Origin of the sequence: Sphaerisporangium flaviroseum, from assembly GCF_039537005.1 — a bacterium.
GTDB classification, from domain to species: domain Bacteria; phylum Actinomycetota; class Actinomycetes; order Streptosporangiales; family Streptosporangiaceae; genus Sphaerisporangium; species Sphaerisporangium flaviroseum.
On record NZ_BAAAZR010000043.1, the window covers coordinates 245752 to 265002 of the forward strand.

The following is a 19251-nucleotide window of genomic DNA, read 5'->3' on the forward strand; positions in this document are numbered from 1 at the left end:
CACCCGGTGTCGAGGCCTTCGGAGTGGAGCCGTCCGGAGCGGAGGATTCCTGGGGAAGGTCGGCCATCCTCGCAGTGTGACCGGCATCACCGACACTTTAAAGCGGCCGTCGTAAAGATCGGTATTTAAGTTGAAAGTCGCAAACACTTGCTTCGTCCGCTTACGCCCGGACGGTCCGGTCATTGGACCCGGGTGAGGACTACTTGCGGCGAAGGGCTGTAGCCAGCTTGATGTGGCTGCCCGACGGCTCGGGAAGCTGGGAGGCAAGGCGCTCCGCCTCCTCGTGCAGCGCGGTGATGAGGAGGAGTTCGAGGCTCAGGTCTTCCAGGTCGACGGTCTCCATCTGAGTCTCCCGACGTGAGGTGCCCTTACCGGCCCGGAAACGACCCGGGATGCCGGTGCTCGTGGAATCTTACCTTCCGTGACGACAGAGCGCAGCCACAGCCTGTGTTGATCACGCTTTGTATAGAACGGCCAGGCCGGAACCGGGGTTAGGAGAGGGGCCTTTATCGGCGACCCGAACGGATCAGAGGGGCGGAGGCTGGATCCGTCTCGGGTCACCACTGATCTCCTACCGGCTGGTCGTGCCACCTTCGCGCTGAACCGCGCCCTCACCGGAACGTGCCAGAGATGGTGCGACCTGGCTCGGCGAGGCGTCGTCCATGCGAGGTGATCAGAGCAGAGTAGCTAATCTGATCATAATTACGGAAGGTCGGTATTAAAGAAATCGATTAACAATTTCTGTCCGTCGCCGGGCCGCCGCACCGCCTTGACAGCGGCTCCTCAGGGGAACCCTTCCGGCGGAAGGATCTGTATCCCAAGAAAGCCCCATGTGTCCGTTCCAGCGCTGGTGCCGCGCCCTGGCACGCCGGATGCGCGCCCGGTGGGACGAGCGTTCGAAACCCTTGACGACGGACTTCACCCTGCGTGGATCAATCCACAAAAGTGCTGATTCTCTCGGCGCGTTCGGCATGGTTCACCAGGGATGACGCGAATCCCGTCATCACTTGAGCGCGCTCCGTTATTTGATGGAACACTTGGGTAATGCACCACTCCGCAACTCCCCGAGGCGTATGACTCTCACCACCAACTTTCCGCCGGAGCCCACCACCTTTGTCGGGCGCGATTCCGATGTGGACGAGTTGGCGCAGCTCCTCACCGTGAGCCGCGTGGTGACGCTGTGCGGCGTCGGCGGCATCGGCAAGACCCGCCTGGCGCTCAGGGTCGGCGCCGAGATCGCGGAGCGGTTCCCCGCCGGAGTGTGGCTGGTGGAGCTCGCGGCCGTCGAGCAGCCGCAGGAGATCGTCGCCCGCATCGCCGCGATGCTCCAGGTCACGCCCGAGAGCTCCCAGACTCCCGAGGACGCCGTGGTCGAGGAGATCGGGGACAGGCGCGTGCTCCTCATCCTCGACGGATGCGATTCTTTGGCCGACGACTGCGCCCGCATGTGTGCGCGGGTGGTGGCCGGCTGCCCCGAGGCCAGAGTCCTCGCCACGAGCCGCCGGCCGCTGCGGCTCGCCCGCGAGACCGTCTGGCGGGTCCCCCCTCTGTCGGTTCCCGCGAACGGCGAGCACCCCTGGATGCGCGACCTGGCCGCCTGCGAGGCCGTACGGCTGTTCCGCGACCGCGCGGCGGAGGCCAGTCCCGGATTCGCGCTGACCTCTCAGAACATCGCGGGCATCGCCTCCCTGGTCCGCCGCCTCGACGGCATCCCGCTCGCCATTGAGCTGGTGGCGGCCACGACCTGGAGGCTGGCGATCGACGAGGTCGCGGCCGGCATGAGCGGCCACTTCCATGAATCGGCCACCGGCGAAGGCCAGGGGGCGACCTCACGCGAGCGTGTCCTGACCGCCGCCATCGACTGGAGCCACCACCTGCTCAGCGAGCCCGAGCGGGCCCTCCTGCGCCGGGTCACCGTCTTCCGTGGCGGGTGGACGCTGCGAATGGCCGAGCAGGTCTGCGCGGGCAGCGGCCTGTGGACCGAGGACATGCCGGCGCACACGCGCGGGCTGGTCGCCAAGTCGCTGGTCGTCCTCGACGGCGAGATGGCGGGTGAGACCCGATACCGCCTGCTCCGTCCCATCCGCGACTACGCCGCCGAGCGGCTGGGCGTCTCAGGCGAGGAGGAGCGTTTCCGGGGGCGCCACCGCGACTACGTCCACCAGCTCGCCGAGGAGTTCGACACGGTCACCAGGGCGGGCCGCCACACGCCATGGCCGGAGACGCAGCGCCTGCTGCGGCAGCTCGAAGACCTCAAGCCCGAGGTGGTCGGTGCCATCAGGTGGTCGATCGACACCGACGACCCCGAGCCGGCGCTCCGCCTGATCGTGAACCTGCGCTGGCTCGTCATCGGCGCGACTCCCTGCCACTCCCAGGTCGGCGCCTGGCTCGAACGCCTGCTCGCCGCCGCCCCGCCTCACATGTCCGCCGCTCTGCGCGGGCGCGCGCTCGCCCTGAGCGGCACCCTGGCGCTGATGCGGGGACGGCGGGACGAGGCAGGCGAGCACGCGGAGGCCGGGCTGGCGCTCGTCCGGGCGGCGCGAGGGCTCCAGGGTGACGCGCTCGCGCTGATCCTGCTCGCGCTCCTCGATCCCGAGAGAAGCCGGCAGGACACCCACGACGACCTCCTCGACCGGGCCGTCAACGCCGCCCGCACCGTGGGAGACCGGTTCGTCACGCCCGAGGTGTCCGGCATCCCCGCGCTGGTGGCCGAAACGGTCGGCAGGCTCCGTGAGGCGCGGCGGGCGTACGAAACGGCGCTGTCGATCTGCACTTCTCTCGGCACGGAGGCGCGCAGGAGGCTCGGCGAGGCGCTGGCGCTCGGCCGTGAGGCCGGGCCGAAGACGGAGACCGCCCACCGGATCGAGTCGCCGCCGGTCGCCGGCCGCGACGAGGACGACCTTCGCGCCCTGCGGCAGGCCGGCGTGGCCGAGGCGCCGCGCGAGCGCCGCCACGAAGGCGACATCACGCTCGCCGGCCTTCCTGGAGAAGCCTGGCTTCTCGGCCAGGCGATCATCGGGCCGGCCGGAGGACGCGTCGACGACCCGCTCGTCACCTACCTGTCGGCACAGGTCAGGCGGATGACGGCCGACCAGGCCGTGGCGTACGCCCTGGAGGTCGCCGCACAGGCCGATCGGGATCTCGAGCCCGGCACTTCCCGGCGCCCGCACGCGACACACGAGGGGACGCCGACCCCCGCCGGCACGCTGACGGCCCGAGAACGCGAGATCGCCCTGCTGATCGCCCAAGGGCTGAGCAACCGTGCCATCGCGGCCGAGCTGGTCATCAGCGCGGCCACCGTCGCCCGCCACGTGGCCAACATCCTGGCCAAGCTGGGTTTCTCGTCTCGCACGCAGGTGGCCGCCTGGATCGTCGAGCGAGGCGCTCACCGGCCGAGCGGTCACAGCTGAACGCCGGCGGGCCTGCGTCTGATCCGCCCCGATGAGGTGCCGTCACGGCGTTCGCCGCGGTTCGTACACAGGGTTGCGGCCTGGCGATTACACCCCTGAATACGCAGAGTGGAGCATGTGCCGGGCCGGGGTTTCGCGCTTAGGTTGGTGGCCTGATCGGTCGGTGGCAGCCGGTCTCCGGTGACCCCGGGCAGGGGGCTCGCGGGAGCGGTGCGGACAGCCGCCGGCCGGTCGCACACGAACGCCGCGTGTCCCGCGCGAAGGGCGAGGTCACCTCGGAGGGGTGGAGACCGAGCCCGGGGGCACGCGGCCCGCGAGCTCGGGTCACGGCCGATCAAGACGCCGCCGGCCCGAGCTCGTCCTCGCTGATCACAGGCGACGGTTCGACCAGCCTGCCATATGTAGGCGTCCGGTCTGCGGCTACACAGCTATCTACACACATTGGCGGATCCCGTAGAGACGCGGCAGCCCTTACCTTCTTCAGATGACGTCCAGCACCTTTCCGGCGACCACCACCGTGACCGGCGCCCTGCTCAGCAGGGCCGCGGAGCTGGGCGACAGGCACGCGTTGGTCGACCTCGCCGGGGGAGCGGTCTACAGCTACCGGCGGCTCGCCCTCTCGGTGGCCATGGCCGCGACCGGCCTGGTCAAGCGGGGCATGAGGACGGGCCAGGTCTCCGGTGTCTACGTCCACACGGTGCCCACGCAGATGATCGCCCTGCTCAGCGTGATCGCCGCCGGAGGGGTGGCCCTGCCGGTGAGCGTGAGCAGCGGCATCGCGGGGATGGCCAAGCTGTTCGCCCGTCACGACGTCCGGCTGCTGTTCACCACTCCGGACCTGGTGGAGGCGGCGGGGGAGGCGGCCGACGCCTCGCGCGTCCGGCAGATCGTGTCGTTCGGGCCCACTCCGAACACGGTGGACTTCGAGGACCTGCTCGCCCTCGGCCAGGTGGCCTTGCCGGACCCCGATCCCGTGACCGAGGCGGCGGTCGCCACGGCCGGCGGGGCGCTCACGCACCAGGAGTTCCTCGCGGGCGTGCGGACCTTCGACCGTACCGCCGACATGGTCGCGTCGGACGTCGTGCTGGTGGCCTGGCCGCTCGACGGGGGGTGCGACGTCCCGGTGCTGGTCAGCCTGGCGCTGACGCGGGGCGCCACGGTGGTCGCGGCGCCCGGTGTCACCCGTCCTCAGCTCCGGGGGATCGTCAACGACTTCGGCATCACGCTCGCGGCCCTGGTCGACGGGGGCCGCAAAGTGATCACCAGGGTCTGAGGGCCCCGGCGCCGGAACGATCCGCGAGCGGTCCTCCGGTACGGGAGGAGCGTCAGTCGGAGCGGACCTCCAGTCCGAGCGCGCCGGCGATCACCACGGCCTGGCGGAGGTCGATCACCGCGTCCTTCAGCTCCACGGTGAGCGGGTGGATCGAGGTGAGGTCGCTGCCGCGCAGGTCGCAGCGGGTGAGGTCGGCTCTTTGCAGCCAGGCGCCCGACAGGTCGACCCGCTTGAGCGTGGCGCCCTCGCACCGCGCACCGGTGAGGTCCGCTTCGCGCATCCGCACGTCCTCGAAGGTGGCGCCGCCGAGGTTGGCGCCGGGCAGCCCGACGAACGACCAGTCGCCGCCGACGACCTTCAGCAGGTCGAAGGTGCACCCGTCGAACATGCTGCCGACGAGCTTGCAGCCGGTGAAGGTGGCGTCGAAGAACGTGCTGCGCGTGAAGGTGCAGTTCAGGAACGCGGCGTCGGTATGGGTGGAGGCGTTGAACCGCACTCCGCGGAAGGTGCACTCGGAGAAGACCGCGCCCTCGTTGGTGACCTCGGTCATGTCCACGTCGACGAAGGCGACGTTGGCATGGCTCTGGCCCGACAGGTCATCGCCGTCCCAGTCCTTGGACACGATGGAGGTGTGGGTCTCGGGTGCCGGCCGGCCGTGCTTGCGCTCAGCCACGACGGGCCGCGACGGTGGGGGTAGTGATCACTTGACCGACCTTCCATGCGGGGTTGGAGATCGCGGCGGTGCGTCGCCGGGCCGCGAACGTTCCTCAGAGTAGTGCGGCCGTCCGTTCGTCAGGAGGAGTGCGGCTGCCTGTTCGTCACGGCCGGGGCGCTTCATGCGGCTGCCTGTTCGTCACGGCCGGGGCGCTTCATGAGGTGATCAGGCAGGGGGCCCCTGCCCTATATGGAGACGTTATTTTCACACCCTTGACGCCCTGGTGTGCGAAGTGGCTTGATTGCGTACTGACAACGTTGTCACCAACGGCCCGGTAGACGGGGGCGGGCTTATGTGGACAGCCTCCTCAACCGTGAAGGGACCAAAAGAAATGCGACGACGGTGGATGTCGGCCGTCGCGGTCACCCTGGCAGGCGTTCTCTCCCTCTCCGCTTGTGGCGGTGGTGGCGAGACGAGCACCGGCGGCGGGCAGGCGGCGAAGAAGCAGGTCGAGGTCTTTTCCTGGTGGACCGGTCCAGGCGAGGCCGACGGTCTGAAGGCCATGCGGGAGATCTTCGAGAAGCAGAATCCCGACCTGACGTTCTTCGACGCCGCGGTCGCGGGTGGGTCGGGAGACAAGGCCCGGGCGTTGCTTTCGAGCAAGCTGCAGGCCGGTCAGCCGCCGGACACCTTCCAGGGACACGCGGGCGCCGAACTGCAGGGTTACATCAAGGGCGGCAAGCTGGAGCCGCTGAACTCCCTCTACGACGAGCTCAAGCTGAAGGAGGCCTTCCCGCAGCAACTCGTCGACCAGATCACCTACGAGGGCAACGTCTACTCGGTGCCGGTGAACATCCACCGCTCCAACGTCCTCTGGTTCAACCCCAAGGTCCTCAAGGACGCGGGCATCGAGGCGGCGCCCAAGACGATCGAGGAGTTCATCACCGCCCTCCAGGCCGTCAAGAAGGCCGGCAAGATCCCGCTGTCGATCGGCTCGGAGTGGACGGTCGTCCACCTGCTGGAGAGCGTGCTGCTCGGCTCGCTCGGCACCGACGCCTACAACGCGCTGTGGGCCAAGGGCGCCGACTGGTCGGGCGCCGCCGTGACCAAGGCACTGGAAGACTTCAAGACGATCCTGTCGTACGCGGGCCCGCCGCAGGACGACTGGCAGCCCGCCGCCAAGCAAGTCGTCGACGGCGCGGCCGCGTTCAACGTCATGGGCGACTGGGCGTACGGCTACTTCCACAACCCCCCGGACGGCGGCCTCGGCAAGACCTCCAAGGAGGACTTCGACTGGGCGGCCTCACCCGGCACCGACGGCACGTTCCTGTGGCTGTCCGACAGCTTCACCCTCCCCAAGGGCGCTCCGAACAAGGAAGGCGCTCTCGCGTGGCTCAAGGTGGCCGCGAGCAAGGAGGGCCAGGACGCCTTCAACCCGAAGAAGGGATCCATCCCGGCTCGCAAGGACGTCGACAAGGCCCTCTACAAGGACTACCTGGAGTGGGACCTCAACGAGTGGGCGAACGACAAGCTGGCCGGTTCGATCCAGCACGGTGTCGTGGCCAACGACGCCTGGAAGACGGCCATCACCGAGGCGGTCGGCCTGTTCCTGCAGAGCAAGGACGCGGCGAAGCTGCAGCAGGCTCTGGCCGAAGCCGCCAAGACCAACAATCAGTGAGCTGAACTCATACGGCTTGCGCCCGCGCATCGCGTCGCGGGCGCGAGCCTTCGCTGGGGGTATGTGTGTCGCGCGTCAAGAGATGGCTGCCGGGCCTGCTCCTGGTGATGCCGTCGATCATCGCGATCGCCGTCTTCGTGTACGGAATGCTCGGCTGGAACTTCAAGCTGGCCATGACCGACCAGCACGACGAGATCTCGGCGGGCGAGTTCGTGGGCCTGACGAACTTCGTCTCGCTGTGGGACCAGGAGCGCTGGGAGATCTCGGTCAGGCACGCGATCGTCTTCACGGTGGTCTTCGTGGGCGGTGCGCTGGTCCTGGGCTGGCTCCTCGCCTTCCTGATGGAGAAGGGGATCAGAGGTGAGGGCGGCTTCCGGGCCATCTACCTCTTCCCGATGGCCATCTCCTTCGTCGCGACCGGAGTCGTGTGGCGCTGGCTGATGAACAGCGGCCAGGACGACCAGGCGGTCGGGCTGAACCGGCTTCTGGACGGCGTCGGCCTGGGGTTCCTGCAGAACGAGTGGTTCCGGGATCAGGACTGGGGGATGGCGGCCATGGCCATCCCGGCGGTCTGGCAAATGTCGGGATATGTCATGGCACTGTTCCTGGCCGGGTTCCGCGGCGTCCCGGAGGAGCTGCGCGAGGCCGCGCGGGTGGACGGCTGCAGGGAGTGGCAGGTCTACCGGTACATCGTCTTCCCCTACCTGCGGCCGGTGACGCTGGCGGCACTGATCATCCTCGGCCACATCTCGCTCAAGGTCTTCGACCTGATCGTCTCGGTGTCCGGCAAACAGATCATCACCGACGTGCCCGCCGTCTTCATGTGGGTCGCCGTGTTCGACTCCCACGACCCGGCCAAGGGCGCGACGATCGCCTCGTACATCGTCCTGACGGTCACCGTCTTCGTCGTGCCGTACCTGGTGTGGAACGCCCGTAGGGAGAAGCGATCATGAGCACGGCCGTCGCGGCGCCGCCCAAGCCCAGGCACGAGGCGCCGCCGGTCGCCCAGAGGACACGGTGGCCGGTCTACGTGCGGTTCGTACTGCTGGTCGGCTTCATCCTGCTGTTCCTGATCCCGATCTACGTGCTACTGGTCACCAGCTTCAAGCCGCTGACCGAGGCGGACCCGAGCCAGGCCTGGAGCCTGCCCAAGGTCTGGACCACCGAGGCCTGGGAGGTGGCCTGGGAGAAGCTGAAGCCGGGAATCGTCAACAGCTTCCTGCTGGCGATCCCAGGGTCGGTCATCTCGGCAGCGCTGGGCGCGATGAACGGGTTCGTCCTGTCCAAGTGGCGATTTCCCGGCGCCGACCTGGTGTTCACGCTGTTCCTCTTCGGCATGTTCATCCCGTACCAGGGGGTGATGATCCCGCTCGTCCAGCTCATGGTGAACCTGGGCGTGTACGGCGGCATCCCGGGCCTGGTCCTCGCCCACGTCGTGTACGGCATCCCGATCTGCACGCTGATCTTCCGCAACTACTACGTGACCATTCCTGACGAACTGATGGAAGCGGCCAGGGTCGACGGCGCGGGGATGCTGCGGAGCTTCTGGTCGATCGTGATCCCGGTGTCCGGGCCCGCGTTCGCCGTCGTGATCATCTGGCAGTTCACCTCGATGTGGAACGACTTCCTGTTCGCGGTGTTCCTCACCGGGCCGACGTCGTGGCCGACCACCGTGATGCTGAACAACATCGCGGGAGCCCAGACCGTCCCCTACAGCCAGCAGATGGCCGCGGCCATCCTCGCCTCGATCCCCACGATGGTCGTCTACGTGCTGCTCGGTCGATTCTTCATGCGTGGGCTCATGGCGGGCGCCCTGAAGGGCTGATCGGGCGGCGCCCGCCGCAGCTGGACCTCACCCCCCGTTGACCAGCGCGTCGCCGAGCGGTGTGCGGCGGTAGAGGACCGACCGGCCCACTCGGGCACCGGTGATCAGCCCGGCCTCGCGGAGCGCGGCCACGTGGTCGCCGGTCCCCCCGATGCTCAGCTCCAGCAGGGCGGCGAGCTGACTGGTGGTCGCCGGGGTATTCAGCAGGATCGCCGCACGGGTCTTCCCGATGAGCTTGGCGAGCCCCTTGCGCGGCGCATGCTCCACGGCGATGCCCCGCGCGGGGTAGACGAGCGCGTACGGCCAGGCGTCCTCCAGGTAGGCCCCCACCCCGGCTCCGAAGACGCTCGGCACGAACAGCAGCCCCCGGCCGCCGAGCCGGTGGTTCTGGTCCGTTCTTGAGTCGTTCATCCGCACGTGGATGTGGCCGGAACCGCCGTCCGTGTGCCAGTGGACCCGTGGGCTCAGGTCGTCGAGCGCGGCGGCCCATCCGTACGTCGCCAGGCGTCCCGCGCGTTGTACGACGTCGCGTTCGAGGATCGCGTGGAAGCGCGGCCAGTCGGGTGCCACGATCTCCTCCCAGGTGGCCGCCAGCGCGTCCGCCAGCAGCTCCACCACGTCCGGTCGGTCGAGGACGGCGACGGTGTCGGGCGGCGGCACCGGCGACCCGCGCAGGTTCCTCGCGATCTCGTCGCGGGCCTGGGCGAGAGGCGTGGCCCGCATCACCGCCAGCTCCTCCTCGAACGAGATGTTCACCCCGGACGGGGGCGGGGCGATGAAGTCCGCGTTGTACTCCCCGCGCCGGAACAGCGCGACCATGGCCGCGAGACCGGGCATCCGCCCGAGCAGCCGTTCGTACGGCTTCCGCCCTCGCTCGGCCCACGGCCGGTGCACGCCCGCCTCCTGGTTCCCGGAGAGGATCCAGAGGGCGTGCATCGTCTCGATCAGCGGCGAGATGGCGAACCGGCTCGCCATGACGTCCTGCGGGCTGACCTCGATCCGGATCATGCTTCCCAAGGCGCTCCACCTGCGTAGTCGATGTCCGGCGAGGTGATCGTCATCAGCCGGGTGTCCCCTGGTCCGACGTCCTTCGCGTCCGCCGATGTGCCCATCGCACCTTTCGCCTATTTCCGAAATCTTAGCCAAGCGCCGTATGGGTGGCCCAGCATCGTCGCGGGAGGCGCAGATGATCGAGCCACCGCAGGAGCGGCAGGCCACGTTCGGCGAGGTGTTCGCCGTACCGGAGTTCCGTGTGCTGTTCGGCAGTTTCACGCTGCTGGTGGCGGGTGACACCGTCAAGATGCTGGCGTTCTCCGTGCTCGTGTACGGGCGCACCGGTTCGCCAGGGCTGTCCGCGCTCGCCTATATGAGCGGGTTCCTGCCGTACGTCATCGGCGGGATCTTCCTGCTGTCGCTCGCCGACCGGATGCGCCCCCGGCGGCTGATGGTCATCGGCGAGCTCGTCCGGGTGGTGGTCTGCCTGACCTTGGGTTTCGCGGGGCTGCCGGTCTGGACGATGCTGCTGCTGGTCGTGGTCACCGGCGCGCTGAGCCCGGTCTTCGGCGCAGCGCGCATGGCGACGCTTCCGGAACTGCTGCCCGGGGACGCGTTCGTCCTCGGGCGTTCTGTGCTCACGGTGACCGGGGCCGCCGCGCAGATCGTCGGCCTGGCGGCCGGCGGCGCCGTCCTCGCCCTCGCCGGTCCCGGGGGAGCCCTCCTCATCACTGCGGTCCTGTCGGGCGCGAGTGCCGTCGTCCTCAGGCTCGGCCTGCCCGACCGGCCCCCGCGAGCGACGGCCACGCGAGGCGGCGACCCACCCCGAAGCCGGGCCGCACGGAGGGCCGATCCTGTACGAGGGGCCGACCCGGGACGGGAGACCGATCCTGTACGAGGGGCCGACCCGGGACGGGGGACCGATTCCGTACGGGGGACCAATCCCGTTGGGCAGACCCTGCGCGTCAACCGGCGCCTGCTGGGCGACGGGCGCGTTCGAGGGCTGCTGCTCGCGGCATGGGCGCCGATGATGTTCGTGGCCGGGGCGGAGGCCGTGGTCGTGCCGTACCTCGGCGAGCGGGGGACGCCGTCGCTGGCCGGCCTCGTCCTCGCGGCGTTCGCGGTGGGGATGGCGATCGGGGACTTCGTGGTCGGTCGGTTCGCCGCGCCCGCACTGCGTGAACGCCTGTCCTTCCCGCTCGCCGTGGCGACCGGCGTGCCGCTGCTCGGCTTCACGGCACGCCCTGACATCGCCTGGTGCCTCGCGTTCGCCGTGCTCACGGGGATCTGCCTCGCCTACAACCTGGGGCTGCAGCGCAGGTTCGTCGACGCGGTGCCCGAGGACGTACGCGGGCAGGCGTTCGGCCTGCTCAGCTCGGGCCAGATGACGTGCCAGGGAGCGGGCGCCGCGCTGGCCGGCCTGCTCGCCGAGTTGGTCCCCGCGCATCTCGCCATCGCCCTGGCCGGCGCGGGCGGCACCCTCGCCGCCCTGGCTCTCATGCGGCACCTCCGCCCCGGCGGCCCGGCCTGCATGGAGCACCTCCCGTCCGCCAGGGTGGACGCCGCGACTGATTCGTGACGGGCAGGCGGGCACCTGGGTCGGCCTCGCCATCCGTCTCGCGCGTTCCGGGGACGTCACGAGATACTGGACGCGATGACCCATTCCAAGAAGAACATGGACGCACGATCAGGGGCGGGCGACCGCCTCAACGCCCTGGGCACGCAGTTGCTCGAAGTTCACATCTGGCTCCGCGAGATGCTGGAGGACCTGCGGGACAGCGTCGACGACTACTTCGACGGCAAGGGAATTCCTCCACGGGACCTGCGCGCCCACTGCCTTTCCTTCTGCACGGCGTTGACGCGCCACCACACCGGCGAGGAGAAGGGCGCGTTCCCGGCGATCGCCGAGGAGTTCCCCGAACTGCGCAAGGTGCTGTCGGACCTGCGCACGGACCACAACCAGCTCGACTGGCTGATGGGGAGCCTGCGGAAACTCCTCGAGTCCCTCCCGGACAGTCCCGACCCGGCCACAGCCACCAAGGTGCGTGAGGAGGTGGGCGCACTGTCGGCGATCATGCAGACGCACTTCATCTACGAGGAGAAGAAGCTGATCTCCGTGCTCAACTCGATGGACGTGCCCGAGTGGCGCGAGAACCGGCCCGACTTCCTGATGACCGACGACGACCAGGACGGGCCGGAGGCCTTCGCCCGCTGAGGTCCTTCACCCCCCCAGGACGGGCCGGGTGCCCGCTCCCGCTGGGTCCTTCACCCAAGGACGGGTGACCGCGCCCCGGCTCCGGCTTGTGGGGCGCGGCCCCCTCGGCCCGGCCGTCCCGAACATCTGGCCCGATCGGTCACACCAGCTGGGGTCACACCCAACCGGACACGATCGGGTCAGATCAGCAGGAGGGCCTTGCCGAGGACCTCTCGGGACTCGATGGCGGCGTGTGCGTCGGCGGCGCGATCGAGGGGGAAGGTCCGGCCGATCACCGGCCTGATCCGGCCCGCGGCCGCCTCCGACAGCGCGCGTTCGGTCAGCCGCTTCCTCTCGGCGGCGGACAGCTGGACGTTCCGGAGGCCGCGCACGCTGATCCCCCGCCGTCCCGCGTCGTCCGGGTCGATGGGAGTGAAGCCGCCGGTGGAGGCGCCGTGCGCGGAGAACCGGCCGCCTTGTGCCGTGATCTCGTATGCGGCCCGGCCGATATCGCCACCGGCACCGTCGAACACCACGTCAGGGCCCTTGCCGCCGGTCACCTCCGCCACCCGCTCGTCCCAGCCCGGCTCGGTGTAGTCGACCGCGAGGTCGGCCCCCTGTTCCCGGGCCAGGGCGAGCTTGCGCTCACCCCGGGCGGCGGCCGCGACCCGCGCGCCGGCCGCGTGCGCGAGCTGGACGAGCAGGATGCCCATGCCTCCCGCCGCCGCGGTCACCAGCACCCACTCGCCCGGCTTGACCTCGGCGGCGTCGAACACGCTGAGGCCGGTGACACCATCGGCGAGCAGCGCCACCGCCTGCCGCGTCCCGAGCCCTTCCGGGACGGGGATGAGGGCCTCCACGGGTACCACGACCTGTTCGGCGTAACCACCGCCGACCGCCCTGGCGACGACGTCGCGGCCGGTCCAGGACGCGTCGACCCCCTCGCCCACGCCGAGCACGCGCCCGCCGACCCCGCTTCCAGGAACGTACGGCGCCTCCACCTGGAACCAGTCCTTGGCGTACCCGCTGCGGATCTGCGTCTCCACGAACAACGTGTCCGCCGCCGACACCCCGATCACGACCTCCCCCGCCCCCGCGACCGGGTCGGGCACCTCCCGGACCACCAACTCCTCAGGCCCCCCGAACCGCTCCACCCGTACAACCCGCATACCCGCCACCCTCCATCGAAGATCCTGCGCTTTGTGAGGTCAGTCTTCGACCTGAACAGGAGTTGAGGTCAAGAGGTGGAGCGCTGGGTCCGTGTGGCGAGCCCGCCCCCGTGGCCGAGATGTCGTACGAAAGTCCGGCGAAGCGTGTTCAACCCCCTGCTTGTTGCATCTCTCCTCCATTGAGGGGAATGTGAGGCTACGATCTTCAACGCATCGTTTGACCATGCTGGGCATGAGGTAGGCCTTGCAGCCATACGTTCGATTGGAAGATCAAATGGCGGAGCGCGACATCGACGACTTCCTGCAGGTGGACCCTCAGACCTTCCGGAAGGCAGCCAGTGAGATCGAGCGCGTGGCGGAGGAGATGGCCGCCATGAGCAAGCGGGACTGGTCGGGTCCCGACGGGTTCGGCGATGACGAACTAGGCCGGGTGATCCATCAGTTGTTCGCGCACTTCGCCGAACCGATGTCACCGATGATGGAGGCCTCGCACCGATCGCTGGGAGACCACGGCGGCGGGCTGCGCATAATGGCCGATCGGTACGAGGCAACGGAACTGTCCTCTGCTGAGGGTTTCAACGCCGTTGCGAATTCGCTTGCTGACGGGCCCGGCCGGGTCCGATCTCTTTAGCGTTCGCTGGAGTCGCGGATCGACGGCAGTACTCTCCCGACGACGCGAACCCCTTAGTCGTACCTCGATCGTGCCGGTAGTCGCCTGGGAAACGGCACGACGGTGAAGCCCTCCCATCAAGACCCTGACGGATCAAGCGCCGGGCTGCCGGCGCCTGTGAAGTGAAGTAGAGGATTCGATATGAACGCCCTGCCCAATGAACTCCTCTCGCTGGTGATGCCGCTCTTTGCGACGGGGTCACCTCAACAGCTTGAGGTGCGAGCAGCCGATCATTTCGCGCTCGGTGATTCCCTTCGAGCGTCCGCGGACCGGATTCTGGGTGCGACCGACGGCCTCGGGCAGGCAAACCATGAGGCCGGCATCGAGAAGTTCATACAATCGGCCGCAGGTCCGGGCGGGGAAGCCGACGCATTGCTCGCCAGAGCGGACGAGGCCTATCGAACCGGCGGGGCACTCAAACTGTGGGGGCATTCCATCCCCATCCTCCAACTCGCCGCCTTCGGTCTCGTCGCTACAGCCGCACTGGCCCTGGTAAACCCTGGAATCGCCGCCGCGCGACTGGCCGTCCAGCACGCGGCGGTCGTATCTCTGCGCAAAAAGGTCGCGCGAGGCGTTCTCGACGTCTTGAAGAAGCAGCTTCTCGACACCAATCGAATGGGCATGTTCGGCAGGGGTAGCCGCGCGGATAGGAAATTCGTCAAAGATGAGGCAGCCTTCCAGAAGACCCTCACTGACGGCCGTGTCCGAGACGCGCAGGCTAAAGGCCGGAAGGCGGCCAAGGATGGCGGCGATCCAGCGGGCCGGCACGTAAAGGCTGCAAAGCTCGGGAGAACGTTGGATCTGCAACAACAACTCCAGGCGGCGAGAGCCAGGGGAGACACGCAGGTGGCGAAGGGCATTGAACGTGCTCTCAAAGACCGTAGGCTCAAATAACCAAGAGTCGATTTCAAGTACTGAGAGCGGTGAGGGCGACGCGGACCGTTGAGGGGTCGGTGCCGGAGAGGGGCAGGGCGAAGATCGCCGTTCGGTCTCGCGCCGCGTAGGCGACGAACCGCAGGCCGTCCTCGTCGGTTCGGACGGTGGATCGTGCGTGGAGGTGGCGACGAATCTGGTCGGGGGGGTCGGGGTGCGGGATCGACGCACGAACGACAGGCCGGCCATTGAGGACCGCACGAGTCCAGTTGTCTGCGGACGATCTTCAGGGTCGATTGCCGAGAGTGCGACGTTCGGCACCGTCCCCTGTAATGGTCCGTGCCTACGGCTCGGGCAGTGCCTTTCAGCGGGCCTGACGGCCCTCATGACGCTTACGCCCTACCGCTGTCCCTCAACCCATCAAGAAAGATCCACGAACGAGCACTTCCAGAAAGTATTCGCCGCCGGTGCCGCGGCCACCGGCTACGCCGTCCGACCGCCGGACGGCGGCGATCCCCGCCGCCGTCCCCATCCCCTCGCCTCGTTCGTGCAGACGATCCGGCTCACCGGCACCCTCGCCGAGGTCCCCCGCCGTGAGTTCGTCTACTGCTCGGGATGGGAAAACCGGATGCCGTTCGCCGGACTCCGCACCCGGCTCCTAGCCGCTCGACGACCAGCACGACTCGCCATCGCGCGGCACGTAGGCGTCGAGATGCACCAGCCGTGATATCCGGCCGCCGGCGCGATCGGCGGCGGCGGCGATCACCATCCCGGCGTAGCTGTGGCCGACGAGCGTCGCGCTGGTGACGCGGGCGAGGTCAGTCGTGATCCACCATCAGGACGGTTCTGGGACACGCGATGCGTCCGCCATGATCGGCAATTTGTGCGGGAGATCCTGTGGCGAAGCTGGGCTGAGAGGACTCACAGGAGGCTTCACCAGTGATGCGGCGGTCCCGCGGGCCGAGATACCAAGGATCCGGACATGCGGCTGTGAGTGCCCGGTCGCCCGCTCGTACGGCTGACGCGAATGTGACGGCTGCCCGACGTCTTCGAGGCGGTTCCCGCCAGGCGAGGGCCATTCACTGGCGTGACAGGGCGCGGGTGATTCCGGCGGCGATCGTGGTGGCGAGCACCCAGCCGGTCACGATGAGACCGTAGGCGACCCACTGACCACCGCCGGATGGCTGGAACGCCTTCTCCTGGCCGAAGTCGATCAATGGGAGGAGCAGATCGAGCGCGTACATCACGGCGTTGAACGCCGGGCCCTTGCCCGCTTCGACAGGCGGAGGGCCGTTGACGGTGAAGACGGCCGCACCGGCGACCAGAAGCGTGAGCAACCAGAATCCGGCCCGAGCGGGACGGTACCCGTACCCGACGGTCCAGTCCTGGAGAAGTCCCCAGGATCGGGCGTAGAGCGGAAGAGTCGTACGCCGCTTGCGATGCTTGGCCAGGAGCACGGTACGGGCGTCGGTCTCGTTGCCGAGACGGCGATAGGTCCCGGCAAGCTGCTCGTAGGGCTGGGGCAGGTAGCCATCGGGATCAGCGGCGAGCCAGCGCAGCCGCCGGTTCGCGGGCAGGTCGGGGTCGAGGGCTTCGTAACTCAGCCCGTCCTGGCGGATGACGGGCCACGTCTCCGGATCGTCCCGGATGACGCCTATACGAGCATGGCGGAGATCGACGATCCCCTCGATGGTGGCTCGCGGCTGGAGAATGACCTCACGTGCTTCCATTTGCGGTGCTCTAAGGGCGTTTCCGCCCGGTGCGGAGAGCCTCGCCTCTGAGAAACGAAGGTGACGGCCGATGCGGGCACCGACCAGCACGGTTTCCCCCTCCGCCGTGAATCCACGGTGACACAGCATGCCTCCGCCGACGGTGACTCCCGCGGCGTCCAGGGCCACCCCGTCCGGGTTGCCGAGGTGGGCTCCCGACATGTCCAGGCCCTTGCCGATCCTGGCATCCGTGAGGTCGGTCTCTCCCTCGGTGCGGAACCCATCCGTGCACGTCAGGCTTCCGTCAACGGTCATGCCGTTCGCCTGCAGAGCGACGCCACCAGGGGTGGAGAGCACCGCCCCGACGAAGCCGGCCGATCCGGTGATGTGGGCGTGGGGCATGTAGAGCGTCCCGCGGGAGCTCAGACCGTTGCAGGTGAGCGTGCCGTCGACGGTGAGGTCTTCGGCCTGGAGGGCTTCGCCGTCGGGGTGGATCAGCTTGGCCTTGTTGAAACTCAACTGCCGGCCGATGCGAGATCGCGTGAGCCGTACGGCGCCTTCCGCGGTGAACCCGTAGTCGAGGTGCATGCCACCGTCGGCGGTGAGGCGAGTGGCACGCAGTGCCCGGCCACCGGGATTGGACAGCACACTTCCCGAGAGGATGACCGGGCCGGTGAACCTGGCGTGGCGGGCGGAGACCTGCCCGACGATCCGGGCGCCCCGGCAGTAGACACCACCTTCGGTGATCATGGAGTCCAGGACCAGCGCCGCCTTCTTCGGACAGGTGATGCGCGCACCATCCAGATAGGTCGTCCCCTCGACCGTCGCGTTGAGAAGGCGCACTTCACCGGCCGCCGTGAAACCGCCACCTGCGGACAGGTCGCGGCCCACGTGAAGGCGCTCACCGTACAAGGCGACGCCGCGTGGCCCGGTGAGGTGGGCACCGGTCAGCATCAGACCACCGACGACGTGCGTCCCACGTAGCCGCAACGGCCCCGTCATCAGGCACTCCTCCAGCCGCAGATGTCCTTCGATCTGAGCGTTGGAGCAGCTCAGCCCGGGCATCCAGGACCCTCGGAAGTTCAGTTGGGTGCACCGCGCCCAGTAGAGGCTCGGCTCCTCGTCGAAGTGGCAGTAGGACAGCCTGGCCGAGTGCCGCACCGTGGAGTAGGCGAGCTCCAGACGTCCGGTGACGCGCACACCGGAGATCCGCAGAGCGGGAATCCGATGGGCGACGGGGGCCTCGTCCCCGAGCAGCATGGCGGCGATCACGCTGGCCCGCACCGTCCGGTCGGATCCCCAGCCGCCACCGTTCATGGGGAGATCGTCCTGCGCACGGCCCGTCATGAAGCTCACCTCACGGCCGGCCGGGAACGCCTCCCACACGCGACGCTCGGCCTCGGACAGACCTTCGAGCTCCAAACGGCCCCCCAGCACGGCGACGTTCGACACGTGGACATCGTTCTGAGAATGGCGAGGATACCGAGTCGACAGCCATCTCGCTCCGGCACAGGACCTTCACAGCGGACCGAGCACAGAGGCGGAAGCCGCGCGGCGGGGAGTTCGAGGTGGTCACGCCCGGCTCACCGCGAGGCGTGGTCCCCGTCGAGAAGCGCTTCCCCCACAGGGGTCAGGGTGTGCAGCACGGCCCCGCCGAGGCGGGCGGTCGATATGAGCCCCGCGTTTCGCAGGACCCTGGCGTGCTCGCTGGCGGAGGCGAGGGAGATGCCGACCCGCTCGGCCACGGCGGTGGTGGTCGCCGCATCACGCAGGCTGGCCAGGACGGCCGCCCGGGTACGGCCGAGCAGGGGGCCGAGTGCGTCGGCCGGGCCGCAGGGAGGGTCTCCGTTGTGCATGGGATACACCAGCACCGTCGACTGGTCCGGCCTGTACATCACCATGGGCCCCGCCGCGAAGAACGACGGGATCAGCAGCAGCCCGCGACCGCACAGCGGAACGTCCGCCGTGGAGTGCGACGGGACCCGCAGCACCGGCGGCTGCCACAGCCAGAGGGTGTTGAGCGTGGTGAGAAGGGCATCGACCCCGCCCCTGAGCAGGGTCTCCGCGCGCAGAGAGCGATCGGCGACGGCGTTGGCCCGTACCTTGGACCACATCGGTTCGACCGACGAGCAGTAGCGACTCCGCAGATCATTCGTCAGTATCTGCCAGGCCCCTTCAGCGCCCGCCGCGAGTTCCCTGACCCAACGGCTCGCCTGGGCGGCGGAGGGCAGCCGGCTCAGGTCGTCGGCCAGTCGCGCCGCCGGAGTCTGGCCGGCCATTTCGACGCCGGTGGCGAAGTCGTCGGCCATCGGCTGCAACAGGAAGTCCGGTACGAAGTCCTCCGACTGGAGCAACTCGCAGAGCGTCCCTTCCCCAGGTGCGAGGGCGGCCTTCGTCCGGGAGCGCGTTCGCTCCATGCCGGGCCCTGGCCCTCTCCTGCTGCGCAGGCGCCGCGCGTCGAGCACGGTCTCCCAGAGGGCGTTCGGCGCCGGCGCCAGCGTGATCTTGCGTAAATCGGCGTCGGTGAACCGCAGACTGATCATATCGATCGACCCTTGCATAGGGAGGACATTTCGGCCAGGGCTGAAAGGCGCTGTCCGCCAGAACCATGCTCACTCCCGGAACGCGGTCGTCATGGGATCACCGTGAGTAGGCACGCGACGGCCGCGACGGCCTTCCCACCTGGGGGTTTCAGGCAGGACCGAAAAGCGTTGACGGCGAGAACCGGCCATAATTACGGTGCTTCTACCAATGGCGGTAAAGGCCGACCGGATCGTGCGGGGAAGAGAATTCGGAGCCGAG

The 19251-nt window shown here is 68.6% G+C and carries 16 protein-coding genes; 10 read left to right on the plus strand and 6 right to left on the minus strand.

Annotated features, from left to right (window positions below; genetic code table 11):
* Window positions 1-199: 199 nt before the first annotated feature.
* A complete protein-coding gene (locus ABD810_RS35950) occupies window positions 200-343 on the minus strand; it encodes a hypothetical protein (RefSeq protein WP_344951513.1) in 144 nt (47 codons plus the stop codon).
* Between the two features lie 790 nt (window positions 344-1133).
* Here ABD810_RS35950 and ABD810_RS35955 point away from each other — a divergent pair.
* Together ABD810_RS35955 and ABD810_RS35960 are read left to right on the plus strand one after the other, a co-directional pair.
* Complete coding sequence (locus ABD810_RS35955; protein ID WP_344951516.1) at window positions 1134-3410, plus strand: ATP-binding protein; 2277 nt, start codon at window positions 1134-1136, stop codon at window positions 3408-3410.
* 484 nt (window positions 3411-3894) lie between these two features.
* A complete protein-coding gene (locus ABD810_RS35960; RefSeq protein WP_344951519.1) occupies window positions 3895-4683 on the plus strand; it encodes an AMP-binding protein in 789 nt (262 codons plus the stop codon).
* A gap of 52 nt (window positions 4684-4735) precedes the next feature.
* Here the strand turns inward: ABD810_RS35960 and ABD810_RS35965 are convergent, their stop codons facing one another.
* Window positions 4736-5356, minus strand: a complete 621-nt coding sequence (locus ABD810_RS35965) for a pentapeptide repeat-containing protein (protein ID WP_344951522.1) — start codon at window positions 5354-5356, stop codon at window positions 4736-4738.
* Between the two features lie 373 nt (window positions 5357-5729).
* Here ABD810_RS35965 and ABD810_RS35970 point away from each other — a divergent pair, with 373 nt between their 5' ends.
* The 3 genes from ABD810_RS35970 to ABD810_RS35980 all read left to right on the plus strand — a co-directional run bounded on the left by ABD810_RS35970 (window position 5730) and on the right by ABD810_RS35980 (window position 8841).
* Window positions 5730-7016 (plus strand): ABC transporter substrate-binding protein, encoded by a 1287-nt coding sequence (locus ABD810_RS35970; protein ID WP_344951525.1) that lies wholly within the window; start codon window positions 5730-5732, stop codon window positions 7014-7016.
* Window positions 7017-7081: 65 nt separating this feature from the next.
* The gene (locus ABD810_RS35975) at window positions 7082-7969 is read left to right on the plus strand and encodes a carbohydrate ABC transporter permease (RefSeq protein ID WP_344951527.1); all 888 of its coding nucleotides are present in this window, start codon (window positions 7082-7084) and stop codon (window positions 7967-7969) included.
* Window positions 7966-8841 carry a carbohydrate ABC transporter permease gene (locus tag ABD810_RS35980; protein WP_344951530.1) on the plus strand — a complete coding sequence of 292 codons (876 nt, stop codon included), beginning with the start codon at window positions 7966-7968 and terminating at the stop codon, window positions 8839-8841. The genes ABD810_RS35975 and ABD810_RS35980 overlap by 4 nt, the downstream gene beginning before the upstream one ends.
* Window positions 8842-8868: 27 nt before the next feature.
* Here the strand turns inward: ABD810_RS35980 and ABD810_RS35985 are convergent, their stop codons facing one another.
* A complete protein-coding gene (locus ABD810_RS35985) occupies window positions 8869-9849 on the minus strand; it encodes an ArsR/SmtB family transcription factor (protein ID WP_344951688.1) in 981 nt (326 codons plus the stop codon).
* A 178-nt stretch (window positions 9850-10027) separates the two neighbouring features.
* Here ABD810_RS35985 and ABD810_RS35990 point away from each other — a divergent pair, with 178 nt between their 5' ends.
* Together ABD810_RS35990 and ABD810_RS35995 are read left to right on the plus strand one after the other, a co-directional pair.
* Window positions 10028-11413, plus strand: a complete 1386-nt coding sequence (locus tag ABD810_RS35990; protein ID WP_344951532.1) for an MFS transporter — start codon at window positions 10028-10030, stop codon at window positions 11411-11413.
* A gap of 75 nt (window positions 11414-11488) precedes the next feature.
* Window positions 11489-12049, plus strand: a complete 561-nt coding sequence (locus ABD810_RS35995) for a hemerythrin domain-containing protein (RefSeq protein WP_344951536.1) — start codon at window positions 11489-11491, stop codon at window positions 12047-12049.
* A gap of 179 nt (window positions 12050-12228) precedes the next feature.
* Here ABD810_RS35995 and ABD810_RS36000 read toward each other — a convergent pair whose 3' ends face one another.
* Window positions 12229-13197, minus strand: coding sequence for a zinc-binding dehydrogenase (locus tag ABD810_RS36000; RefSeq protein WP_344951539.1), 969 nt, complete (start codon window positions 13195-13197; stop codon window positions 12229-12231).
* 274 nt (window positions 13198-13471) lie between these two features.
* Here ABD810_RS36000 and ABD810_RS36005 point away from each other — a divergent pair, with 274 nt between their 5' ends.
* The 3 genes from ABD810_RS36005 (at window position 13472) to ABD810_RS36015 (ending at window position 15467) form a co-directional block, all read left to right on the plus strand.
* A complete protein-coding gene (locus ABD810_RS36005; RefSeq protein WP_344951542.1) occupies window positions 13472-13828 on the plus strand; it encodes a hypothetical protein in 357 nt (118 codons plus the stop codon).
* A 180-nt stretch (window positions 13829-14008) separates the two neighbouring features.
* Entirely contained in the window at window positions 14009-14761 is a 753-nt protein-coding gene (locus tag ABD810_RS36010; RefSeq protein ID WP_344951545.1) for a hypothetical protein, read from the plus strand.
* Between the two features lie 364 nt (window positions 14762-15125).
* Window positions 15126-15467: a hypothetical protein gene (locus tag ABD810_RS36015; RefSeq protein WP_344951548.1), complete on the plus strand. Its 342-nt coding sequence runs from the start codon at window positions 15126-15128 to the stop codon at window positions 15465-15467.
* 352 nt (window positions 15468-15819) lie between these two features.
* On the opposite strand, the gene ABD810_RS36020 is transcribed toward ABD810_RS36015, so the two are convergent.
* Window positions 15820-17901 carry a hypothetical protein gene (locus tag ABD810_RS36020; RefSeq protein WP_344951550.1) on the minus strand — a complete coding sequence of 694 codons (2082 nt, stop codon included), beginning with the start codon at window positions 17899-17901 and terminating at the stop codon, window positions 15820-15822.
* A 131-nt stretch (window positions 17902-18032) separates the two neighbouring features.
* Complete coding sequence (locus ABD810_RS36025) at window positions 18033-18992, minus strand: winged helix-turn-helix domain-containing protein (RefSeq protein WP_344951552.1); 960 nt, start codon at window positions 18990-18992, stop codon at window positions 18033-18035.
* Between the last annotated feature and the right edge of the window lie 259 nt (window positions 18993-19251).